The organism is Duffyella gerundensis, assembly GCF_001517405.1.
Classification (GTDB): Bacteria; Pseudomonadota; Gammaproteobacteria; order Enterobacterales; family Enterobacteriaceae; genus Duffyella; species Duffyella gerundensis.
This window is the reverse complement of the sequence record NZ_LN907828.1, coordinates 185,700-207,260: the sequence shown is the minus strand read 5'-3', so window position 1 is coordinate 207,260 and position 21,561 is coordinate 185,700. Positions and strand designations below refer to the sequence as shown.

The window sequence follows — 21,561 nt, the reverse complement described above, 5'->3', positions numbered from 1 at the left end:
CGTTCTTCGCGGTGTGCTGTTATTCCGCTTCAACCGAACGAGCAACTTCTCTGACGGCGCTCTCCACGCGTTCAGAATTGCGCTGAATGCTGGCGATCACCTCGCTGGCTTCGCGCATCAGCGTGACGCCTTGCCCGGTATTGTCCAGGCTGATTTCGATGCCTTTCAGCACGTCTCTGGTCAGCTGATTGTTGCCGGATACCACCTTTTCAATCGCTTCGGTAGCGCCGCTGACGTTGGCGGCCAGGCTACGCACTTCGGCGGCGACAACGGCAAAGCTGCGGCCCGAGGCGCCTGCTTTGGCAGCCTCGATCGCCGCGTTAAGCGCAATCAGTCGCGTTTGCAGGGCAAAGCCACGTATGGTTTCCACCATGCCATCAATGCTGTCAGACTGCTTGTTAAGACGGACGATATCGGTCGAGACCGCGTTCATATCCTGGGCGATTTTATCGATCATGCGTATGCTGTTTTCGATCACGTCGGCTCCGGCTTGCGCGCTGCCGCGTGTCTGTATCGCCATTTCCCACGCATGCACCGCCGCATTTTGCTCTTTCTGATTGCGCAAAACCTGTTCCGTCACGTCAGACGCAAACTTCACGATTTTGTACAGCTGGCCTTTGCTGTTAAACACCGGATTATAGGTTGCCCGCAGCCACAGCGGCTCACCGCGACGGTTAAGGCGGGGAAACTGACCGGAGAAAAACTCACCCTGATTAAGCCTTTCCCAGAACTGCCGGTATTCATCGCTGCGGCAGAGCTTTTCTGAGCAGAACAGACGGTGATGCTGACCCAGCACCTGATCCCGCGTGTAACCAGTGGCCTGCAGAAAGTTTTCGTTTACATCAAGCACGATACCGGCGGGACTGAAGGCGATCACCGCCATTGAGCGGCCGATCGCATTAATCACCGATTCCTGTTCCAGCGCGGATTCCATGCGTGCCGAGATGTCAGCGGCGATTTTAATGATTTTAAACACCTTGCCGCGACGGTCGGCGATCGGGATATAGCTGGCTTCCAGCCAGACCGGGCGGTTGCCGCTGGCCAGACGCAGATATTTATTGCTGAAGTTTTCTCCCGCCGCGAGACGCTGCCAGAAGCGGCTATATTCAGGTGAATTAACCAGCTCCGGCGGGCAGAACATGCTGTGATGGCGACCAATGATTTCATCAGCCCGGTATCCCATCGCCGTCAGAAACAGCGGGCTGGCTTTCTGAATGATGCCAGCAGGGCTGAATTCGATCACCGGCATCGCCTGGCTTAAAGCGTTAAATGACGCGGATGAACGCTGGCCGCGGCGAGGGTTCAGCAGGGCAATAAGATTTTTCACTACATTCAGTTGCATCAGAGATACCGGATGAAATGGGGACTAGCTGGGTTATCGGCACATCCGGCGTTCACATCACACATCGCTGTGATAGTTTCTGCTGATTATTATGTAAAAGCGTTACAGAAGTCATGAGGATGACACAACCTCGGGTCTTCAGGCTGCGGGCAGCGCAATGTTATGGGGTAAGAGGGCGGTTTAGCTGGCTGAAGGTCAACGTTATTCCCCCTGATTGTCAGGCTAACGCAGGTACTGTTTTAAACCCTCATAAACGCTGGCTGGCTGGCTGGCGCCGCGCAACGCGCGTTTGTCTGGGTATTGCCTTAGCCAATGACCTGTTTATTACCGCCGCTTTTAGTGGAATAACGCTTTTCCGTGCCGGCAGCCTGAGCTTTATCGCTATTCAGCTCACCGGCTGTGCTTATTTACTCTATATCGGCCAACTTTTTATGCGCCCCGCGTGCTGTTGCGATTCACCGCTGCCGCGCTACGAATTGCCTTCAGGATGATGCGCCGACCAGAGTGATGGGGTGGAGATGACCGGTTTTCATATAGACCAGCGTGTCTGCGGCGGAGGCGTGCAGGGCGGGATAAGCGTCCGGTGCAAAGCGCAGCCAGCTCCCGGTTGGATAAAGGGTTGCCGCCGAGGTTAATTCACCGGACAGGATCAACACTTCTGCTCCGCTCGCGGCGTGGTCCTGCACCAGCGGCTCGCCGTCCGCCAGCTTTTGCAGCAGCACCGTTTCACTCTGGCTACTGTACAGTGGGCAGAACTGCCTGCGCGGCTCGCCCTGCCAGAGCGTGCGATCGTGGGTATTGGTGCGCACCCAGGCGCGGTCATCGGCAGACATCTGACGAAGCTTAACAAACAGCGTAGCGCCTTCGCGACTTGATGGCTGATGGGACGATCCATCCGGGCTGCGCAGATAGCAGCCTGCGGGATAGTCGATACCGTTTTCGCTGAAGACGCCACTCAGCACCAGGATCTCTTCGCCACTCGGATGACTGTGTTCAGGAAAATCAGAGCCAGGCGCATATCTGACCAGGCTGGTGGCCCGCGCCTTTTCAGCGCCGATACGATCGAGCATGACGCGCTCGACGCCTGCCTGTGGCGAACTGATCCAGTGATGATCGTCAGGCGCCACCACAACGTTTTGTGAAAAATCAGCATTAATTAACATGGTTCTCTCTTTTTACGCGCTATCCGCAGATAGTTGCTGCCTTACAGCGCCAGAACAGGGCGGGTGTATCACGGGTACCGCTGGCGTTTACTTTCGTCCTGCTTTTTTCTTTAGCAGAAACATTGCAAAGGCGGTCAACACCCCGATCAATGGAAAAGTGGCGGCACCTGCGAGGAAATTGTGCTGATCGGTGCGCTTATCACGGCGAATATCGGCAAAACGGCGCAGCGCACGTTCTGCATTCAGGGCGTTCACTTCTTCAAACTGCTTTTCATATCCCTGTTGCAACAGGGGTTCCGCACCCGTCGCGTCCGAGCTCGCCAGCACAACCACGTGCCTGGCTTTTTTATAGAAACAGTAGTGGGGCATGGCTGGATTCCTGTTGAGAGAAGCGAGTAAATAGCCCGTTTGCCTGCATACGGGTTGTTGGCCGTTGACTGAAGGCTGTAACGCATCACTTACGATAACAACATTGGCGACCCACGCGATAGCAGTGTGTGCTCATCCTCGTCTGCGGTCAGACGAAAACAGGGCGCACCGCCTTTAGCCTGTCTTCTTCTGTGTCGATATGGGATATATTGATAACACTTCTCTAAATCCGCCTTTTATCACAGGTAATATCGGCAATGGCTCTGATACCAAAAAACTATACGCGTCTGGAAAGCGGCTATCGTGAGAAAGCCCTGAAACTGTTTCCCTGGGTATGTGGTCGCTGCTCGCGGGAGTTTGTTTACTCTAATTTGCGTGAGTTAACCGTTCACCATATCGATCACGATCACACCAACAATCCGCCAGATGGCAGCAACTGGGAGCTGTTGTGCCTTTACTGTCATGATCACGAGCACTCGAAATATACCGAAGCAGACCAGTACGGTACCTCAGTAGTGGCGGGCGAGGATGCGCAAAACGATGTTGAGGCAGCAACCTATAATCCCTTTGCTGATTTGCAGGCGATGCTCAACAAGAAGAAATAACCCGACTCTCCCTGCTGACGGCTTCAACAGATGAGCAGGCGCAATCTCACGGCGGCTGTTCGAAGCCGTCAGCGCCTGTCTTACGCCCTTTCCCCTGACTTTTAGCCCCTCATGAGAGACTGCCGCCTTTTTTAGAGCGGCCCGCCGCTGCCGTAAAAACCGCTTTTCTCACCGTGCCTGAATTGCATTAGCCTGCAACACTTAAATTTAAATAATAACTTCCCGGCGTGGAATAAATTGGGCCTGGCCTCGCTGGCACTATCATCGGGTTTGGTGATGTAAGCGACATTAATAAAAATCATTTGGCTTAGGGCTGATTTTCCAGATTTTGGCCAGTAGTAAAGCGGGTTGGCGCAGACTAATTTATGGCTATCCAGCGTCGACCGTTAACCTCTTTAAAGGCGATAAGTCTTTGAGGTTAAGGGAAGTAAATTGAGCTGACGCGCGGGCTCTCACAAAAAATGGTACTGTTTTATCTTGCCGACAGACAATATCTGCGTTCTGCATTGAACATTTTATTTGGCTGTAATGTTAACCATTTCCCTTGTTGTGGATTGCCTTTCATCCCTGGAGCACCGGTTCAGGCTCAGCGCCTTTTTGGCCGTTGGCCGCTGTATGCCTGCGAAAAGTAAAGATTTTCTTTACCTTTCTGGCGTCGCTTAAATCATTAACCGGTGTATAAGAGGAAAATCATGGCGTATTCAGGCACAGGCCGCGTTACTGTCGTATCGCTGGCCAGCGGTCAACCACTGCCGCCGTTCAGTGAAGGTGATTCCCGATCCATTCTTAACGAGCCTGCAATTATCACGCTGCAAGGCCCGCCTGCCCAGGTTGCGGCTTATCAGCAGCAGGGCGACGATCTGATCCTGCGTTTTAAGGACAGTGATACCGTTCGCTATCAGCAGTTTTTTAGCCAAATCGACGGCAGGCACAGCGAGCTACGTTTTCAGCATGACAATGCTGTTCATCAGGTGCAGTTTGCAGACACCGCCGCGGGCGACTCTGCAACCCTTACCACGCTGCTGCCGGTGTTGAGTGCGCCTGACCTCAGCAACTCAGCGTCACCGGAAACCCACAGCACTGCGGCCGCCTCTATCGCCCCTAACCATAACGATGCAGCTGTCACGGCTTTGAACAGCGACGCGCCGCCCGTTTCAACCCTGACCGCCGCACCATCAACCATGCCATCAACGCTGGCTGCTGCCGCGAATGAACCCGGGGCGGATGCGTTACCGGTGCTGCATCTCGATCCGATCGCTGATGATAATGCGGTGAACTATCAGGAAGGTGTCTACGGCGTTCTGTTTGCCGGCACCACAGAAAATCTGCCCACCGGTTCCATTGTCACGGTCACACTGAATGGCAAACGCTGGGAAAGCGGCGTCAATGAAAATCAGTGGCACATACAGATTAACGACAGCGAGCTCAGGGATATTAAAGATGGCAACTACCGTGCCACGGTGAGCGTTGTTGATAAACAGGGAAACAGCACCAGCCTCAGCCGGGATCTGCTGCTGATTACTCACTACAACAGCGGTAAACCTACCGTCACCGTTAACGACGTCACGCTGGCGGATGCGGTAGAGCACGACGGTCAAACCTGGTACCGGCTCAGCGGCACCCTGGAGGCGCCGCTGCCGATAAAATCGTTCGCCGTACAGAGCGATTACCTGATGAACTGGCACGATGGCGTGCTCCACGCCGACGGCAGCTGGAGCGTGGAAGTCAGCGCCAGTGACCTCAGCGAAGGCAACAATAGCCTGACATTCGGCGTGCAGGACGGCGCCGGAAACTGGCTTGAGCAGGGGCTCTATGTGTCGGCCGATCTGACCACGCCCGCTGAACCGCACGATCCGGGCGAGGTGCCGCTGCCGGGCGACAATCCTGGCGATACGCCGCCGGTGGATGGCGGTGAAACCACGCCGCCGCCGGTCAGCGGCCCGCCGTCATTAACCATCCACAGTTTTACCGGCGATGCGGTGCTGAGCGCCGATGAAAAATTCACGGCGCAAACGCTGAGCGGCACCACGCAGAATCTGGCGCCGGGAAGTACGCTGACCGTTCAACTGAATGGTGAGAGCTACACCACCACGCTGGCCGCCGACGGCAGCTGGAGCCTGGCTATTCCGGCGGCCGATCTGCAAACGCTGCCGGTGGGTAGCAGCCGCATCAGCGTCAGTTTTGACAACAGCGTTGGCGGTACCACCACGTTGAGCAAAGCGATCACCGTGGAAGCCTCCGTGCCGCCGGATGGCGCACCGGTGCCACAGCCCACCATTGAAACGCCGTTTGGCGACGGGTTGATGAGCTCCACTGAGAGTTATCACGCCCAGATGATCACCGGCACCACCGGCGTGACCGGCGCCGGACAGAAAATCGCGCTGACCATTGACGGCATCAGCTATGCGGGCACCGTGGATGCCGAAGGTCGCTGGAGCGTGCCGGTGGGCTCTGATCCTAATTACGGTGCGCCTTCATCCAACGGCAAGCATGAGATTGTGTTGACCGCTACCGACGTGTGGGGGCAAACCGGCACTGCCGTGACCCACTACATTGCTGATATTGAAGCACCTCGCGTCAGTGTTGATGTGCTGGCAGGGGACGGCCTGATCGACCTCACCGAAATTAACTCGCCGCTGCTGATCTCGGGCAGCGGTGAAAGCGGCTGCGCCATTGAGGTGACATTTGGTAGCACGGTCTGGAAAGGCACTATCGATTCATACGGTGAGTGGCAGTTTACGGTACCGGCGGAAACGCTGCAGAGCATGGGTGAAGGCCGCTTTGGTGCGGTGGCCCGTGTTACGGATGCGGCAGGTAACAGCAGCTTTGATGTTGGCGGCGTAGATATTTATGCCTCTGAGGTGCTGCCGCAGCTGACCCTCGATCCGGTCACCGGCGACAATGCGGTCAGCTATCAGGAAGGCATCTACGGCATTATGTTCACCGGCAGCGCAGCGCATCTGCCGAGCGGCACGCTGATTGATCTGACGCTGAACGGCAAAACCTTTTACGGCAGCGTAAACGAGAATGAGTGGCGGGTGCAGATTTCTGACAATGACGTGAAGTCGATAAAAGATGGCAACTATGCCATCACGGTCAGCGCCACGGATCCAAATGGCAATAGCACCAGCCTCAGTCAGGATCTGCTACTGATTACCCATTACAAAAGCAGTAATCCGACATTTACCGTTAACACGCTGACGTTGGCAGATGCGGTAGAGCACGACGGACAGACCTGGTACCGGCTCAGCGGCACCATGGAAACGCCGCTACCCATTAAGTCGTTCGCAGTACAGAGTGATTATTTGCTGAACTGGCACGATGGCGTGATGCACGCTGACGGTAGCTGGAGCGTGGAAATTAGCGCGGATGATCTCAGCCAATACACCACCACGCTGACGTTTGGCGTGCTGGACGGCGCCAGCAACTGGTTCGAGCAGAGCGTCACCATTCCGGTCGACTTCACGACGCCCGCTGACCCGCACGATCCCGGCGAGGTACCGGTGCCGGGTGATAATCCTGGCGATACACCGCCGGTGGATGGCGGTGACACCACGCCGCCACCGGTCAGCGGCCCGCCAGCGCTGACTATTCACAGTTTCACCGGCGATGCGGTGCTCAGCGCTGAAGAGAAGCAGTCGGCACAAACCCTGAGCGGTATGACTATGAACCTGGCGCCGGAAAGCACGCTGACCGTGAAGCTGAACGGCGAAAGCTACACCACCACGCTGGCCGCCGACGGCAGCTGGAGCGTCACTATTCCGGCGGCCGATTTGCAAGTGCTGCCGGTGGGCGCAAACCGCATCAGCGTCAGCTTTGACAACAGCGTAGGCGGCGTCACCACGGCGGTCAAAAATATCACCGTAGAAGCCTCGGTGCCGCCTGATGATGCGCCAACGCCACAGCCCACCATTGAAACGCCGTTCGGCGACGGGCTTATGAATTTAGAGGAGAGTTCGCATCCCGTTACGCTCACCGGCACCACCGGCGTGATCGGTGCCGGACAGAAAATCGCGCTGACTATCGACGGCATCAATTATGCAGGGACCGTGGACAGCGAAGGTCGCTGGAGCGTGCCGCTCTCGTCGGATCAGATGCGCGAAGCCAATTTCCGTAATGGCGAGCACCAGATTGAGCTAATCGCTACCGATGTCTGGGGGCAGACCGGCACGGCGACGACCCGCTTCACGATCGATACTGTTGGTCCGGCGATTGACATAAACTGGCTGTCAGATGACGGCATAATCGACTTCACGGAAATCACTTCGCCGCTGCTGATTTCAGGTAGCGGTGAGGCGGGCAGCACCATTGAGGTGACCTTTGGCAGCATCGTCTGGAACAGCACTATCGATTCAAGCGGCCACTGGCAGTTCACCGTGCCAGCAGAAACGTTGCAGAGCATGGGCGAGGGCCGCTTTATGGCGGAGGTTCATGCCACCGACGCAGCGGGAAATAGCCAAGTCAGATCAACGGAAGTGGAGATATATCCCACAGAGAAACTGCCGCAGCTGACCCTTGATCCGGTCACCGGTGACAACGCGGTCAACTATCAGGAAGGCCTTTACGGCATTATGTTCACCGGCAGTGCGGCTTACCTGCCGTACTATACGCGGGTTGAACTGACACTGGACGGCAAAACCTTTGTGGGTAACGTGGCCGGGGATGAGTGGCGGGTGGAGATCTCTGACGCTGATGTGAGATCGATTAAAGACGGCAACTACACCATCACGGTCAGCGCCACGGATGCAAAAGGCAACAGCGCCAGCCTTAGCCAGGATCTGCTGCTGATCACCCATTACAACAGCAGCTTCCCAACACTCACCTTTAATACCATCACGCTGGCGGATGCGGTAGAGCACAACGGACAGACCTGGTATCGGCTGACCGGCACCATAGAGGCACCGCTGCCGATAAAATCGTTCTCGGTGCAGAGTAGTTACCTGGAGAACCATGAACAGGCTGTCATTCAGGCGGACGGCAGCTGGAGCGTGGAGATCCCCGCGCAGGACATCAGCCACTACACCAATACCATGACGTTTGGGGTGTTTGATGGTGCTGGCAACTGGTACGAGAAGGATATGGTTGTGCCGGTTGACCTGACCCCGCCGGTTGATGGCGGCGGCCCGATCCTGCTGCCAGCGCCCACCATCGATACGCCATTCGACGATGGCTGGTTGAACCGCAGCGAGAAACAGCATAGCGAGACACTGACCGGTACCACCGGTATCAGCGGTAGCGGCCAGGCGGTTAAGGTGATCATCGGCGGTAAAACGTACGCGGCCACGGTCACCGACGACGGTAAATGGAGCCTGACCCTGACGCCAGAGATGATGAAAACCGGTTTTGGTAACGGTAAGCACGGCATTATTGTGACCGCAACCGATGCGTCAGCGCATTCAGCAACCATCAATGCCAGTTACACCGTCGATGCCTGTCCGCCAAAAATCAGCTTTTCGCATCTGGCGGACGGTCAGAAGATCAATCTCAATGAAGGGCTGCTGATCGCAGGCAAAGGTGAAGCGGGCGATGCGGTTATCGTGACGCTTGGCGAACACCACTGGCAAACCAACGTGACCAATGCGGGAAGCTGGAGCGTGCAGCTGGATGCCGCCGAGGCGCATACCCTGGCGTCGGGCGACTATGCGCTTACCGCCAGTATTCAGGATGCCGCAGGCAATATCGGGCACGCGGCGCTAAACGTTGCGCTCTATAACGAGGTAGCACAGCCGCAGTTGGCCGTCGCGCCGAACGACGTGTTGGCGGCGGCCACCGATGAGAAGCCGATCGAGGTAGCGGATCACAGCGCGGTGGAAAATCCGGGCGTTAATCCGGATGTGCTCAGCGCGGCGGGCCTGGGAAGTCACGACGCCTTCTCGCTGCTGTTTTTGCACACGCTCACCAGCCCGGACGGCAGTGCCGATCATGACATGCTGCGGATGACGGGCTCACACGAGGTGCTGGATTTCGCCACGCTGGGCCTGAAAATCAGCGGCGTTGAGGCGATCGATTTGGGAAGCGCGGGCAGCAACAGCGTGACGCTGGGGCAGAAGGATCTGTTGCAGCTTTCCGATAACGCCAGCGACTCGCTGACCATTAAAGGTGCAGAGGGCAATGCGGTCACGTTGAGTACGAAAGAGGGCGGCGTCTGGCAGGAGGATGGCCAGCGGCTGGTTGACGGCCAGCAGTACGATCTCTATCACACCACGGCTGTCGGCCACGAAGGCTCTCTGGCGGATGTGCTGATCCAGCATAATTTGCAGGTTCAAATCGTCTGATCGCGTTGGCCGGAGCGGGATCGATTCTCCGGCCATTTTTCAATATAAACAGCGCGCTGTGTTTATTGGTGACAGATAAACGCGCGCGCTGTTTTGCGTAGTGTCACTCAGCGGTTGATGCGCCTGCCGTTTTCATCAATCACCGCTTCACCATCCTCTTTTGTCAACGCGCCCCGCTGCGGATCCGGCAAAATATCCAGCACTTGTTCCGACGGTCGACACAATCTGGTGCCGAGCGGTGTCACCACAATCGGCCGATTGATCAGGATCGGATGAGCCAGCATCGCATCAAGCAGTTCGTCATCGCTGAAGCGATCGTCTTCCAGGCCCAATTGCGCATACGGCTCCGTATTTTTACGCAGCAGGCCCCGCACGCCAGTCGCCATATCAGCAATCAGCTTCTTCAGATCATCGCGCGTCGGCGGCGTCTCCAGATAATGAATCACGGTGGGCTCAACGCCGCTGTTGCGAATCAGCGCCAGCGTATTGCGGGACGTCCCGCAGGCCGGATTGTGGTAAATAGTGATGTCAGTCATACACGATTCTCCATGAGGGTATTGCAGGTCATCAGGCCACGCATCGCGCTGAATTCAGGCGGCAATGATAGCCGATAATAGTGATGTCCATTCTGTTTACGCAGGCGTCAATCCGCCGCGCAGCAGCAGTAAATGACCTCTTCTTCTCCGTTGCGTTTGCGCCATTCTATCGACGCTGAGCGTTTTTCATCAAGGGTATCTGTGGTGGGCTGCGCGTTGATCCAACAAAAAAATCGTGTAAAGTAAAAGCGCTTTTTGCCGTAGCCGATGGCTGACCAGGCAAAGGCTATGACCGGTCCACACCGGTTTTCTGCTGACCCGCGCTGCTTAAGCCAGCCGTGAAGGAGTAATAAACATCGCTATGCGTCTTACGCCACCCTGAGTTGTTCCCCTCTCTGTCGCACTGAATAAACTTCAGCGCGCACGCAAAAACATCCCGTCTGCGGATGTGCTTTTTCGTCTGTAAATTTTTTGCCCCTACGGGCTCATTCACACCAAAAACTGAGAAATAACTATGTTGCTGTCCTCGACACGAAAGGACTGGCTGGGTAACGTCCGTGGTGACGTGCTCGCCGGTATTGTGGTCGCGCTCGCGCTGATTCCTGAAGCGATCGCTTTTTCCATCATCGCCGGGGTGGATCCGCAGGTTGGGCTCTATTCCGCGTTCTGTATTCCGCTGGTGATGGCGTTTTTAGGCGGGCGTCCGGCGATGATTTCGTCGGCTACCGGCGCCATGGCTCTGCTGATGATCACGCTGGTGAAAGAGCACGGTCTGCACTATTTGTTGGCTGCGTCGGTGCTGACTGGCGTGCTGCAACTGGCGGCGGGTTATCTGAAGCTCGGTGGGCTGATGCGCTACGTCTCGCGATCGGTCGTCACCGGCTTTGTGAACGCGCTGGCCATTCTGATTTTCATGGCGCAGCTGCCGGAACTTACCGATGTAACCTGGCAAGTCTATGCCCTGACCGCTGCGGGTCTGGCCATTATTTATCTGTTTCCTTATCTCAATAAAACGCTTCCCTCGCCGCTGGTCTGCATTGTTGTGCTGACCGCTGTTTCCCTGTGGTTGCATCTGGACGTGCGCACCGTCGGCGACATGGGCAAGCTGCCGGACAGCCTGCCGGTATTCCTGATTCCCGACATTCCCTTTAATCTCGCTACGCTAATGATTATTCTGCCCTATTCAGCGGGCCTGGCCGTGGTTGGGCTACTGGAAACCATGATGACCGCCACCATTGTCGATGACCTGACCGAGACGCCGAGCGATAAAAATCGCGAGTGCAAGGCGCAAGGCGTAGCCAATATATGCACCGCGTTTATCGGCGGTATGGCGGGTTGCGCGATGATTGGGCAATCGGTGATTAACGTGAAGTCAGGCGGTCGCGGGCGTCTCTCTACGCTCACCGCGGGTGTAGTGCTGCTGTTGATGGTGGTGTTCCTGCGCGACTGGGTCTCGCGTATTCCGATGGCGGCGCTGGTGGCCGTAATGATCATGGTGTCCATCGGCACCTTCTCCTGGCGCTCGATCGTTAATCTGCGGCGCCATCCACTCTCCAGCAGCATGGTCATGCTGGCGACCGTCGCGGTAGTGGTCACCACCCACAATCTGGCGTTTGGCGTGCTGACCGGCGTGTTGATCGCCTCGCTAAACTTCGCCACTAAAGTTGCCCGTTTTATGGCGATCGCCTCGACGCTGAACGAGGGTGTGCGCACCTATCAGATCAGTGGACAGCTCTTTTTTGCCTCCGCCGATCGCTTTATGCGCTATTTCGATTTTCAGGAGAGGGTTGAACGCGTGGTGATTGACGTGACGCACGCGCATTTCTGGGACATTACCGCAGTCAGTGCCCTCGACAAGGCGGTGATCGCGTTTCGTCGTGAAGGCGTCGATGTGGACGTACGCGGCATGAATGAAGCCACCCGCACTCTGGTCGATCGATTTGGCGTACACGACAAACCGGAAGAAGTGAAAAAACTGATGAGCGGACACTGAGGCACAGGCGACAGTGCAGGCCGCTGCTTCAGCGCTTCACCAGCCAAGGCTTTTGCAGGCGCTGAATTTTTTCTTCGGCACCACTTGCTGCATGTGGTTCTGAGTCATGCATTGAGCGAAAGTGTCCTGTTGAAAGCCGTTGATCTTCAGGCCGAGCAGGGTGTTGGCGCGGTCCTGAGGCGTTCGTTTAACGAACGCCGCACAGTCTTCTTTAAATCCTTCCATGCTGTCATCGTTGGTCACTGACCAGCGCATTTGGGCTTCGATGTTGTCCGCGGGCGCTTTCGCAGCGCCTGGGCTGGCTGTCAGCAGGTTGGCGTAGAGCGGATTGTGCCGCAACTTTTCGGCAAACAGGCGATTGGCACCGGTGATCTGTCCGGTGGTGCAGAGCTGAAGATAGGTATCGGTGAGCCGCTGTTGGGCGACGGCTGCCTGCTGCGTGCAGTTAGCGACAATCTGCTTGCTGGCTTTTTCAGACAGCGGTTCGGTGGGTTGCCAGTAGCTGTTTTTGTAGTCCGATATCTCGCCTTCCGTGCTGCCAAACAGGCAGAGCGCATGGGCGGCGGGAAGAGAAAAGCAGGTGATGGCCGCGATAAGCAGCACGGCAATATTGTCAGACTTCATTTTTTCGCTCCGATCATGATCATCTCTTCTTCGGTGAGTGCGGCCTGCAAGGCGGGTTATTCCGCCTGTGTCGCGGGTTTATCCAGCGCGCCAATCGTCGGATCACGGTAATGTTCATCAATAGTCACGCCGATGTCCCTCATCCTCGCCTCATTCTCAGTGCGGGTCTGCGCCATTTGCTTCAGCAGCGCGGGCAGCAGCGACTTCCAGCGCGGCCGATCGTCAGCAGCAAAGTAGGACTGATACTGCTGCGCTTCGGTTTTGAAGGTCAGCATAAAGAGATAGGTTCCGCGTTCGTTGGGCGCACTGTCGCTGTTTTCACGCTGCACGATGATCGACAGATATTCATCGTCACGGTAGAAATACCACTGGGAAATTAACGGCAGACTGCGCCACTGCGCCAGGTTCAGCGGCACTGCCGGATCGTTAAAAGGAAGATTAAGTGACGCCTGCGGCAGCGCCTGTTCGATGCGGGCAGTGTGGTTAAATTCAGCACCGGGCAGGCGTGCGCTGTCCTGCATAATAAAGCGCTGCCAACCCGCCGCGCCGAGTTGCGCTAACAGCTGATAAAACGCCGTTCTGGCTTCGCTATGCAGGCTGTTGGTGGGCGGGCTGGCGGGCATGAGGGTGATTTCCGCAATTCGATAGCGATCCTCTTCATAGCCCACCGCCGTGAGTGAAAACACACCGTTAAGGCGAAAAGGCTTAGCGCCGCCCAACTGCACCCGCAACACGTTGCCGCTGGCCGAGGGCTGAGTGAAATTCAGCGTGCAGGTGCCCTGAAAACAGTCCTTGTCCACGTCATCACCCAGCGGCGTCTGCAAGTGAGCAAGGGGATCCTGCAGCCAAATTGTGACGTCGCGGACCCGCGGGCCGTCGCTGTTGTCACAGCCTGCCAGTAGCAGCGTCAGAGCCAGCACCAGCTGCTTCACTCTCTTGCATTCCTGCAGATGGCATCGCCTTTATCGCGCCTTTTCGACAGCAGAAACTGCCGGTCGGACAGCCGACGACGGCAGGCAAAGGCGTTAGCTATCATGCGTTCTGCACCGCTGGCTCCGCTAACTGGGCGCGTACCGTTTGATGACGATGGCGGTAATAGCCGAGCGTATTTTTGAAGGCGTCGATCTCTTTTTTCAGGCCTGGCAGACGGATTTCACTGCGTTTTTTGCCCTGAGCGTTCGGCTGTACGTGCTGCACATAAAGAATATCGCGGCCGAAGTTGCGAATAACGTTGATGTTTTTCACATTGTCCCACTCCAGCAATTCACCGGTTTTGGGGTGAATGATACCTCGCCAGCTGATTTCAATTTTTGAGCCATCTTTGAGCGTGAAGGGCGCGTTGGGAAAATACTTCTCCACCAGCGCGGTCTCTTCTTCGCCAACCGGCTGATAGCGCCAGGCCAGGCTCTGCTCATGTTCAGACGCGAAAGCGAGCTCATATTTTTGCCACAGCTGCTGTTCAATCTCATCGGCCACCGGCATCAGATCGACCCAGCTGTCAGCGGGGGATTCGCTGGCAACGCCCGCATAGTGCGCTTCCTCTACGTTGTAGCCCACGTTGCGCATTCTCTCGGCCAGCGGTGGGTGCGAATCAAACGGATGCGGTACATTCTGTTCGCGCATGATGCAGATAAAGTCGGGTGAACTCACGTGCTGCGGCAGTCCGGCGGCGATCGCCCTGGCAATGCCCAACTCACTATCATGTAACGTGCTGTTTTCAAACAGGGTGCGTTCCACGTCATTACGGTAGCTGGCGTAGGCGGAAACCTTAATTAGCGATTCAATGATGGCCGCCGGTGAGACCAGCGTTGAGGCGTTGCGATCGGCAACAAATTCACGTTCACGACTGTTGCGCTGCCACGCCAGCTCAAACAGCATGCGATAGAGATAGAGCGGGTAGAACACGATCAGCGTGGCGAGATTCTGTCCCATCAGGTGCAGATAGAGATCGAAGCGGTGCAGTTTCGGCCCCAGTAACGCGCCGGAGGCGGTGTCGCCTTCATGCAGATGCGTCAGCTCATGCACCATCACGCCATCCGCCTGCGCGGTGGTTAACTGGCGCAGAAGCGGAATGCTGACATAGAGCTTACGACCAGTCAGCGCCTGCTCATTAACGCTGAGCGGCGCTTCGGTGACGTAGAAGTTAGTATCAATACCGGCAACGATGTGGTCTGGCGGCGTAGTGCCGACTTTCGCTGCCAACGCATCAATACGCGACCACAGCGCAGGTGCCGCTTCACGCGTGACCACTTCACCTTCAATACTCTCTTCCGGCGGCAGCTTTCTGAAGATGCCTTTGATCATGTAGTACATGCCAGCCAGCACCAGCAGGCCCACCGCCATCACCAGTTTGGGATAGTAGGTTTGGGTGAAAAACGCGGTGCTCCAGAATGAGAGCCAGACCAGCATGCCACCCTGAACCAGCACTTCGAGTGAACAGGCGAGCATCAGAAAACGACGTGCCAGCGTCAGGCTGAGCAGCTGTCCCTGGCGGCTTTTGAAGGCCAGCGCACTGCACAACAACACCAAAAGCAGTATCACGCCGCTGGCGATCAGCGTCCAGAAGGCGACCTTGTCCATCATGTAGAACTGCCACAGTTCAGACTGCGGGGCGCAAACGGCATTTTTGTAGTCGATCAGGTCATCAGCAACCGGGCCGCAGACGCTGGAAGGCGGGTGCTGTTGCAGAAAATCAGTGAGTTCACCAACATCCTGCTGTTGCCCGCGGGCATCATCAATAAACAGCTGGGTATATTGCTGATTGAGTTGGTTATTGCCGTATTCAGCAAATACCAGCGTGATGGCAGGAATCAGGAATAGCGTGATCAGCAGCCAGAAGAAAACTTTTGCATAGCTTTTTTTCAATGCCGTTAAGGTGCCCATAATAATAAACTCGCTAACTGTCGATGATGGGGACAAGCTGTTTTTATCAGGCAATACCGAAAGCGATTTCCCGGCGTAAGGTCATGGCGCGAGATCCGTCTCTGCATGCTTCAGCTATACATTTTAAATCGTAAAGAAAGCGCATTATAAGAGCGCTTTCAGGCAATTCCGACAAGTGAAAAAATAGGTTTTAGGATTAATTACCTGGCGAAAAGCATTATATCGGCATTTTTTGGATTCTTCAGGCCAATTAATTTGAGTTAATACTTCTTGTACAAGTTTATGGTGCCAATAAATTTGTGCATACACCCTTTCTTATTAAGGTGAATCAACTAAAGGGCGATGCTCCATTAGCTAGTTTAATCATCTTGTTACCAGCGCATGCCTTTAAATGGGTTCCATCCCTGTTCGCCTTTTTTCTCTTTCAGGTAATAACCGTAGTTGGTGGAAACGCCATAAAGCGCATTAAAGCCAAATCCTACACCGGCATCAAGATGACGTGGATAGTCGATGCCCATCATAGCGAAAGCCAGTTCCAGCGCGGTGAATACAACGATCATCAACAAAATAAGGATGATATTTCTTTTCCACAATCCGAGGACAAACAGGTAAATCGGACCAAAAAAGAAAGCGATAATATTGACGTTGAATTTCACCTTTTGCTGAAACGGCAGCTGCTTCAATGCGGTTTTAAAGCCCGGTGAATTCGGCGCGCCATGTAGATCAAAAAAGTCAAAACGCGCCTGCCATTTGGCGCTGTACACCTTGCCAGACTGGCCGCTGTGCGGCAGGTTATGCTGTTCCATCATACTGGCCTCAATAGATAAGTGATTAATAGAGAAAGTGTAAAGCCCATGTAGATCTAAAATGTTTGGCTTATAACGCAGTCATCATGTTGTCAGCAAAAAGCGTGATTAAAAGCCAGCCGGTGCAGGCACGTCCGTTGCTTAGGGGCGCTAATAATCCCGCAACGATATTACCCACTGGAAGGATAAACATGTTCACCGTGGCATTTATGCCTGTTTTTCATTTTTAAACAGTGCAGCAGTAATAGCGGAATAGGTAAAATCTTAATGCTGCTATTTCAGGCTATCAGTATTAAAGAAATTCTCGCCTTATAGAAATAAATACGTTAATTTTGCTGAAAAGTCTGCCTGGCAGGACATAAATTTCAAGGATAACGAAAATGCTGGTCTGGAGCGGAGTCGGTTTTTTTATCGCCGTGTTAATTTCTTTGGCTTATGTTTTTTGCAAATGGCTGATCGATACACTTTGGCTGGACGGTTATTTTGCCGCCCATCTGTGGCCGACCGGCGCAACTTTTATCCTTTCTGCTATCCTTTGTGCGGTTTTTGTTTTTGTCCTCAGGCAGGAAAAACTGCTGGATTATCTGGCAAAGACCACCCAGAGCCAACCGATGATGGCACCGGAAAAAACCCACAAGTTCTTTTTTATCCCTGTGCTTTATTGGCCGATCATTCTGTTTCTGAGTGGCGCAGGAATATGTATTTACGATCTGACGAAGTAATCTCTCCCTCTGTTATGGACAGTGCCGCTGCGCCAGCGCAAAAGGGAAATCAATAACATGAAGGAGCTAACAATGAAGTTAAGAAAATCATTAACCATGATGGGTGCATTATGTCTGGCAACGGCGCTTAGCGGCACGGCGATGATGGCATCTGCAGCCGAAGTGCAAACCAAAACTGAAGCAGCCGCGCCTGCGCAGAAGCTGGATCTGATCGGTGGCAAGCTGGCCTTTACTCTGAAAGGTTATGAAGCTCAGCCGGTTCCGGGCGGCGCACCGGGCACCATGTACGTGAATAAGCAGGAAAAACGCGTAATGATCGTCGGCGAAGAGCCGATCCCGGCGATAGCACGCGCCAGCAGCGATGCTGATTTCCTCAACGGCATGAAGACGATCAAGGATAAGCAGAAACAGGCATCGCCGGACTATACCGTGACAAGTGAAAAAACCGAGAAGGTTAACGGCCTCGACGTTTATCACATCGAAGCCACCGATAGCATGGGCGGCAAGAATGTTCAGCAGGCCACACTTCTGGCCGTCGCCAACAAGAAATTCACCGTAATTCAGGTGATTTCAGGCAGCAAGGACAAAGCAGGACATGAAAAAGCGGTCAATAACATTCTGGGTAAATAAAACCTGAGATCGCGCGTTACCTTGTTGAAATCATCACGAGCCTGAAGCGGGCTCGTGATTTTTTTTTGCAGCTGTTATGACCGTCAGCTGATGCAGTAACAGCAATCATAGCAAACAGGTTAGTAACGTAATCGCGCAGCGCCGAGCGCTATCAGTAGAAAGCCCGCCGCCAGCAGAGAGAAGGCGAAAAACAGCGTGGAATAATGCGCTATCCAGCCCAACAGCGCCGGGCCACCGAGAATACCCAGATAGCCCAACGAAGTGACGAACGCCACCGACATGCTCACCGGCATCGCCTTTGACTGCCCGGCCAGCGTAATCAGCACCGGCACGATATTGGCAGCACCAATGCCGACCAGGGCGAAGCCGATGAGGCTGGCCGTCCAGCCCGGTACAAGTATCACCACCAGATAACCGACCATCGCAAGCAGACTACCGGCTACCAGCATCATCCTGCGGCCCATGCGGTTGACCAGGCGATCGCCGGTCATGCGCATCAACGACATCGCCAGCGAAAACAGGGCAAATCCCCATCCAGCATGCTCCAGCGGCATCCCTCGTTCCAGGTTCAGGAAGGTGCCGCTCCAGTCGATGATTGCGCCTTCCGCCATAAAGCAGAGCATCGTCATGATGGCCATCATCAGCAGATACGCATCTGGCCTCAGGCGACGTGAACGCGGTTGTTCCGTTTTCTTATCATCACTGCCGCCTGGCAACAGTCCGCGAAACACCGCTAGTAACACCCCTGCCGTGATGGCAATGGCACAGAAGGTGCTGGTCAGCGGGGCCGCACCATTGCCAAACAGCAGTGCACCACCGGCTGCGCCCGCGATGCCACCGACGCTCCACAGGCAATGAAAGCCGGACATCAGCGCTCGGCCCGCCGCCTGTTCCACCAGCGTGCCCTGCACATTCATCGCCACATCGGTCAGACCGATGCCCATGCCGAAAACAAACAGCGCCACCCCCAGCAGCTCGAGGCTGTCCAGCGTCGCCAGCAGCGGTAACACCGCACACCACAACGCGGCGGAAAGCACCATCACCGCGCGACAGCCAACGCGTTTAATGAGAATGCCGGAGAATGACATAGAGAGCAGCGAACCGGCACCGAGGCACAACAAAAGCATGCCCAGTTGATTAGCCTCGGCACCGGTTCTGTTCTGTACATAGGGAACCAGCGCCGCCCACAGGCCCATCGCCATGCCGGTAGTGAAGAAGACGGCACGGGTGGCAAAGCGCGTAGCACGATTGTCTGGCGATAACGAGAGCGGGGCGGTGGCCGACATTGAATCATCCTTAAGTGGCGTGATTAAACAGACTTATTAAAAGTGTTTTAATAAGTGCAGGCTATCGCCATTTTTAGAAGGGGTCAACAGGGAGAACAGCGAAAAAACGATCAGTCGTGAAAGATGTCGTGATGCAGATAAGCCTGCGCCAGTTGTTCCGTGATGCCCAGCAGATAATCGGCACGTCGGCTGGTGCGAAAGAGGATTTCAGGCCGGTGCCGCTGTGGGATCCGCCGGGCACAGATCGCCTCCGCTTCAGCAATAAGTGGCGCACTGAGCTGCGGGCCGCACACCGCCACTCTGGCCGGATTCACAATCGCGGTGAGTGAGGTCAACATCAGCGCCACTTCCTCTGCCAGTTTCAGCGCCGGTTGATGCGGATCGATCAGGTGCGAGACTTCTCCGGCAAAATGCGACGCGCCGCGCACCACATCACCATTGATCACCATGCCACAGCCCGCGCAGGCGACCCCGGGAAAATAGAGATAAGCCACCGGCGCGTCGATTTGCGCGGCCTGGCTACGGTAAAATCCCCAGACGGTATAGTTCATGTCGTTATCGGCATGAACAAAAAGGCCGTGCTGGCGATGCAGGTGCGCGATAATATCGATATGTTCAAACAGCGTCACATCGCAGGTCAGCACGGTGCCTTCGGCCACCACGCCAGGCATGCCAATGCCCGCCGCCCTGATCGCCGGATAGGCCGCCAGCAGAGCGGCGATCTGCCGATCGAAGGTCTCCAGCGTCAGCGGCAGAAAATCGCCTTCGCCTTCTGCCAGCTTGCTGCCCACCGCAGAGTTTACCGACCAGACGATGCGGGCCGCCTCATCTGAACCTTCGACGTAGAGCGCAAGCTGGGCGTAATAATCGGGATTACAGGCGTAACGCTGCGCCGGTCTGCCGCCGCTGGACGCATCACGCTGAAGCTCCTGCACCTGATGACGTTCACACAACCTGTTCAACACCGCGCCGCAGGTCGCCACGCTCAGGCCGGTGTGCTGCGCCAGCTGCGCTTTCGTCGCCATGCCCAATGATTTCAGCGCTTCAACAATACGCACGATATTGTTTTTCTTCATTTCATGCGTATTTCGGGTGAAGGGAACCTGCATAGCGACGTCCTGAACAGTAAGGTAGAAGGCTAATTTACCACAGGCGAGCCGATTAGCATGAAATCGCCGTTGTATTGATTGCCTTTTTTCATCGGTTTAGCCGTGCATCAAATGCGTGTGGAAGAACGGCGCGAGCGTGTCGGCTGCCCGCGTTGCTCCTTCGCCATCGTACAGATCCATGTGCGTGGCATCAGGCATGATCACCAGCGTTTTGTCCCTCGACGCGGCGCTGTCGTTCAGCTGCTGACTGTGCCACAACGAACCCGCTTTGCTGCCCGCGATGATCAGCAGTGGTTGGGTCAGGAACGTGTCGGCACCCTCAAAGCCGGTAAACGAGGCGAGCGTGCTGATGCTGGTCATCAACATTTGATTGGTGGAGGCAGGATGACGGCCGCGCGCGGTGAGATAGTAGTCGGCGGCTTGCTGCAAATCGAACGGCGCCGAGCGATCGCTGAGGGCGGGCACATAATTCACCCAGACCGGCGCGCCACCTGCCGCTTCGATGTCACGTTGTTTCGCCACCGCTTCCAGCACCGGAATCAGTTCGGATTGCGGTGTGGTACCTTCCCAGCCTTTGCGAGTAGCGGCACCGACATCCACCGCGCTGACCGTCGCCAGCGCCTTGATGCGGCGCTCGGTCATCGCCGCTTTCACCGTAATACCGCTGCCGGCACAGACGCCGAGCGCACCCATCCGCCCGCTATCAACATAAGGCAAGGCGCTGAGGTAATCGACCGCGCTGTAAACATCACCGACGCGCTTCATTGGGTCATCCACGAAACGCGGCATCCCGCCGCTGGCGCCTTGATGGGAAGCATCGAACGCCAGCGTGATAAAGCCTTCTGCTGCCAGTTTTAACACATAGAGGCCCGCCGTCTGCTCTTTAACACCGCCGCCGGGATGCACCACGACGATGGCCGCATACTGGCGGCTTTTGCTGAAGCCCCGCGGCAGATAAAGATTCCCGGACATCAGGATATCGTGATTTTTAAACGTGATGCCCTGAATCGTGACATCCCCGACACGCACAATTTTTCCTGCGGCTTGTGGCGCAGGCGGCAGCGCAGCGGTGGCACGGGTGGCCATCAACAGCCCTGCGGAGGCGAATGAACCGGCGAGAAGTAACTGTCGGCGACTAAGTCCGCCTGTAAGGGTCGTCATGATAAAACTCCTGCAAAAGCTGATGAGTGAGCGGCTGCTGATGGCGTGCCGTTGTTG

Annotated in this window: 16 protein-coding genes; 5 read left to right on the top strand and 11 right to left on the bottom strand. The window is 55.6% G+C overall.

The genetic code is table 11. The features are described from left to right. Positions 1 to 19: 19 nt before the first annotated feature. The 3 genes from EM595_RS18135 to EM595_RS18125 form a co-directional block, all read right to left on the bottom strand. On the bottom strand, positions 20 to 1,336 hold the full coding sequence (locus EM595_RS18135) for a methyl-accepting chemotaxis protein (RefSeq protein ID WP_067436999.1): 1,317 nt from the start codon (positions 1,334 to 1,336) through the stop codon (positions 20 to 22). 488 nt (positions 1,337 to 1,824) lie between these two features. Beyond that, positions 1,825 to 2,505 carry a cupin domain-containing protein gene (locus EM595_RS18130; protein WP_067436094.1) on the bottom strand — a complete coding sequence of 227 codons (681 nt, stop codon included), beginning with the start codon at positions 2,503 to 2,505 and terminating at the stop codon, positions 1,825 to 1,827. An 87-nt stretch (positions 2,506 to 2,592) separates the two neighbouring features. Next, a complete protein-coding gene (locus tag EM595_RS18125; protein ID WP_067436091.1) occupies positions 2,593 to 2,874 on the bottom strand; it encodes a hypothetical protein in 282 nt (93 codons plus the stop codon). Between the two features lie 257 nt (positions 2,875 to 3,131). On the opposite strand from EM595_RS18125, the gene yajD reads away from it, so the two are divergent. Continuing rightward, positions 3,132 to 3,479: an HNH nuclease YajD gene (gene yajD / locus EM595_RS18120; RefSeq protein WP_067436088.1), complete on the top strand. Its 348-nt coding sequence runs from the start codon at positions 3,132 to 3,134 to the stop codon at positions 3,477 to 3,479. A gap of 692 nt (positions 3,480 to 4,171) precedes the next feature. Beyond that, entirely contained in the window at positions 4,172 to 9,754 is a 5,583-nt protein-coding gene (locus EM595_RS21380) for an Ig-like domain-containing protein (protein ID WP_067436086.1), read from the top strand. Positions 9,755 to 9,861: 107 nt separating this feature from the next. On the opposite strand, the gene arsC is transcribed toward EM595_RS21380, so the two are convergent. Then, complete coding sequence (arsC, locus tag EM595_RS18110) at positions 9,862 to 10,290, bottom strand: glutaredoxin-dependent arsenate reductase (RefSeq protein WP_067436084.1); 429 nt, start codon at positions 10,288 to 10,290, stop codon at positions 9,862 to 9,864. Between the two features lie 514 nt (positions 10,291 to 10,804). Between arsC and EM595_RS18105 the strand changes: the two genes are divergently transcribed. Next, positions 10,805 to 12,283, top strand: coding sequence for a SulP family inorganic anion transporter (locus EM595_RS18105; RefSeq protein WP_067436082.1), 1,479 nt, complete (start codon positions 10,805 to 10,807; stop codon positions 12,281 to 12,283). Between the two features lie 36 nt (positions 12,284 to 12,319). On the opposite strand, the gene EM595_RS18100 is transcribed toward EM595_RS18105, so the two are convergent. The 4 genes from EM595_RS18100 to EM595_RS18085 form a co-directional block, all read right to left on the bottom strand. Beyond that, positions 12,320 to 12,907 carry a hypothetical protein gene (locus EM595_RS18100; protein WP_067436079.1) on the bottom strand — a complete coding sequence of 196 codons (588 nt, stop codon included), beginning with the start codon at positions 12,905 to 12,907 and terminating at the stop codon, positions 12,320 to 12,322. Between the two features lie 56 nt (positions 12,908 to 12,963). Continuing rightward, on the bottom strand, positions 12,964 to 13,839 hold the full coding sequence (locus EM595_RS18095; protein ID WP_067436076.1) for a hypothetical protein: 876 nt from the start codon (positions 13,837 to 13,839) through the stop codon (positions 12,964 to 12,966). Between the two features lie 100 nt (positions 13,840 to 13,939). Then, entirely contained in the window at positions 13,940 to 15,790 is a 1,851-nt protein-coding gene (locus tag EM595_RS18090; protein ID WP_067436073.1) for a M48 family metallopeptidase, read from the bottom strand. A 371-nt stretch (positions 15,791 to 16,161) separates the two neighbouring features. After that, on the bottom strand, positions 16,162 to 16,599 hold the full coding sequence (locus EM595_RS18085; protein WP_157883935.1) for a DUF2628 domain-containing protein: 438 nt from the start codon (positions 16,597 to 16,599) through the stop codon (positions 16,162 to 16,164). A gap of 377 nt (positions 16,600 to 16,976) precedes the next feature. On the opposite strand from EM595_RS18085, the gene EM595_RS18080 reads away from it, so the two are divergent. Continuing rightward, positions 16,977 to 17,318, top strand: coding sequence for a hypothetical protein (locus EM595_RS18080; RefSeq protein WP_067436070.1), 342 nt, complete (start codon positions 16,977 to 16,979; stop codon positions 17,316 to 17,318). Between the two features lie 72 nt (positions 17,319 to 17,390). Beyond that, positions 17,391 to 17,948 carry a DcrB/PsbP domain-containing protein gene (locus tag EM595_RS18075; protein WP_067436067.1) on the top strand — a complete coding sequence of 186 codons (558 nt, stop codon included), beginning with the start codon at positions 17,391 to 17,393 and terminating at the stop codon, positions 17,946 to 17,948. A 119-nt stretch (positions 17,949 to 18,067) separates the two neighbouring features. On the opposite strand, the gene EM595_RS18070 is transcribed toward EM595_RS18075, so the two are convergent. From EM595_RS18070 to EM595_RS18060, 3 genes are all read right to left on the bottom strand, one after another. Then, positions 18,068 to 19,234 (bottom strand): MFS transporter, encoded by a 1,167-nt coding sequence (locus EM595_RS18070; RefSeq protein ID WP_067436064.1) that lies wholly within the window; start codon positions 19,232 to 19,234, stop codon positions 18,068 to 18,070. Between the two features lie 110 nt (positions 19,235 to 19,344). Then, positions 19,345 to 20,343, bottom strand: a complete 999-nt coding sequence (locus tag EM595_RS18065; protein ID WP_067436061.1) for an ROK family transcriptional regulator — start codon at positions 20,341 to 20,343, stop codon at positions 19,345 to 19,347. 96 nt (positions 20,344 to 20,439) lie between these two features. After that, a complete protein-coding gene (locus tag EM595_RS18060) occupies positions 20,440 to 21,504 on the bottom strand; it encodes an alpha/beta hydrolase (protein ID WP_231938748.1) in 1,065 nt (354 codons plus the stop codon). Between the last annotated feature and the right edge of the window lie 57 nt (positions 21,505 to 21,561).

Excerpts from the sequence above, each read along its gene's own strand:
- EM595_RS18130 (WP_067436094.1), bottom strand. The coding sequence starts at position 2,505 with ATGTTAATTAATGCTGATTTTTCACAAAACGTTGTGGTGGCGCCTGAC.
- EM595_RS18125 (WP_067436091.1), bottom strand. The coding sequence starts at position 2,874 with ATGCCCCACTACTGTTTCTATAAAAAAGCCAGGCACGTGGTTGTGCTG.
- yajD (WP_067436088.1), top strand. The coding sequence starts at position 3,132 with ATGGCTCTGATACCAAAAAACTATACGCGTCTGGAAAGCGGCTATCGT.
- EM595_RS21380 (WP_067436086.1), top strand. The coding sequence starts at position 4,172 with ATGGCGTATTCAGGCACAGGCCGCGTTACTGTCGTATCGCTGGCCAGC.
- arsC (WP_067436084.1), bottom strand. The coding sequence starts at position 10,290 with ATGACTGACATCACTATTTACCACAATCCGGCCTGCGGGACGTCCCGC.
- EM595_RS18105 (WP_067436082.1), top strand. The coding sequence starts at position 10,805 with ATGTTGCTGTCCTCGACACGAAAGGACTGGCTGGGTAACGTCCGTGGT.
- EM595_RS18100 (WP_067436079.1), bottom strand. The coding sequence starts at position 12,907 with ATGAAGTCTGACAATATTGCCGTGCTGCTTATCGCGGCCATCACCTGC.
- EM595_RS18090 (WP_067436073.1), bottom strand. The coding sequence starts at position 15,790 with ATGGGCACCTTAACGGCATTGAAAAAAAGCTATGCAAAAGTTTTCTTC.
- EM595_RS18085 (WP_157883935.1), bottom strand. The coding sequence starts at position 16,599 with ATGATGGAACAGCATAACCTGCCGCACAGCGGCCAGTCTGGCAAGGTG.
- EM595_RS18080 (WP_067436070.1), top strand. The coding sequence starts at position 16,977 with ATGCTGGTCTGGAGCGGAGTCGGTTTTTTTATCGCCGTGTTAATTTCT.
- EM595_RS18075 (WP_067436067.1), top strand. The coding sequence starts at position 17,391 with ATGAAGTTAAGAAAATCATTAACCATGATGGGTGCATTATGTCTGGCA.
- EM595_RS18070 (WP_067436064.1), bottom strand. The coding sequence starts at position 19,234 with ATGTCGGCCACCGCCCCGCTCTCGTTATCGCCAGACAATCGTGCTACG.
- EM595_RS18065 (WP_067436061.1), bottom strand. The coding sequence starts at position 20,343 with ATGCAGGTTCCCTTCACCCGAAATACGCATGAAATGAAGAAAAACAAT.
- EM595_RS18060 (WP_231938748.1), bottom strand. The coding sequence starts at position 21,504 with ATGACGACCCTTACAGGCGGACTTAGTCGCCGACAGTTACTTCTCGCC.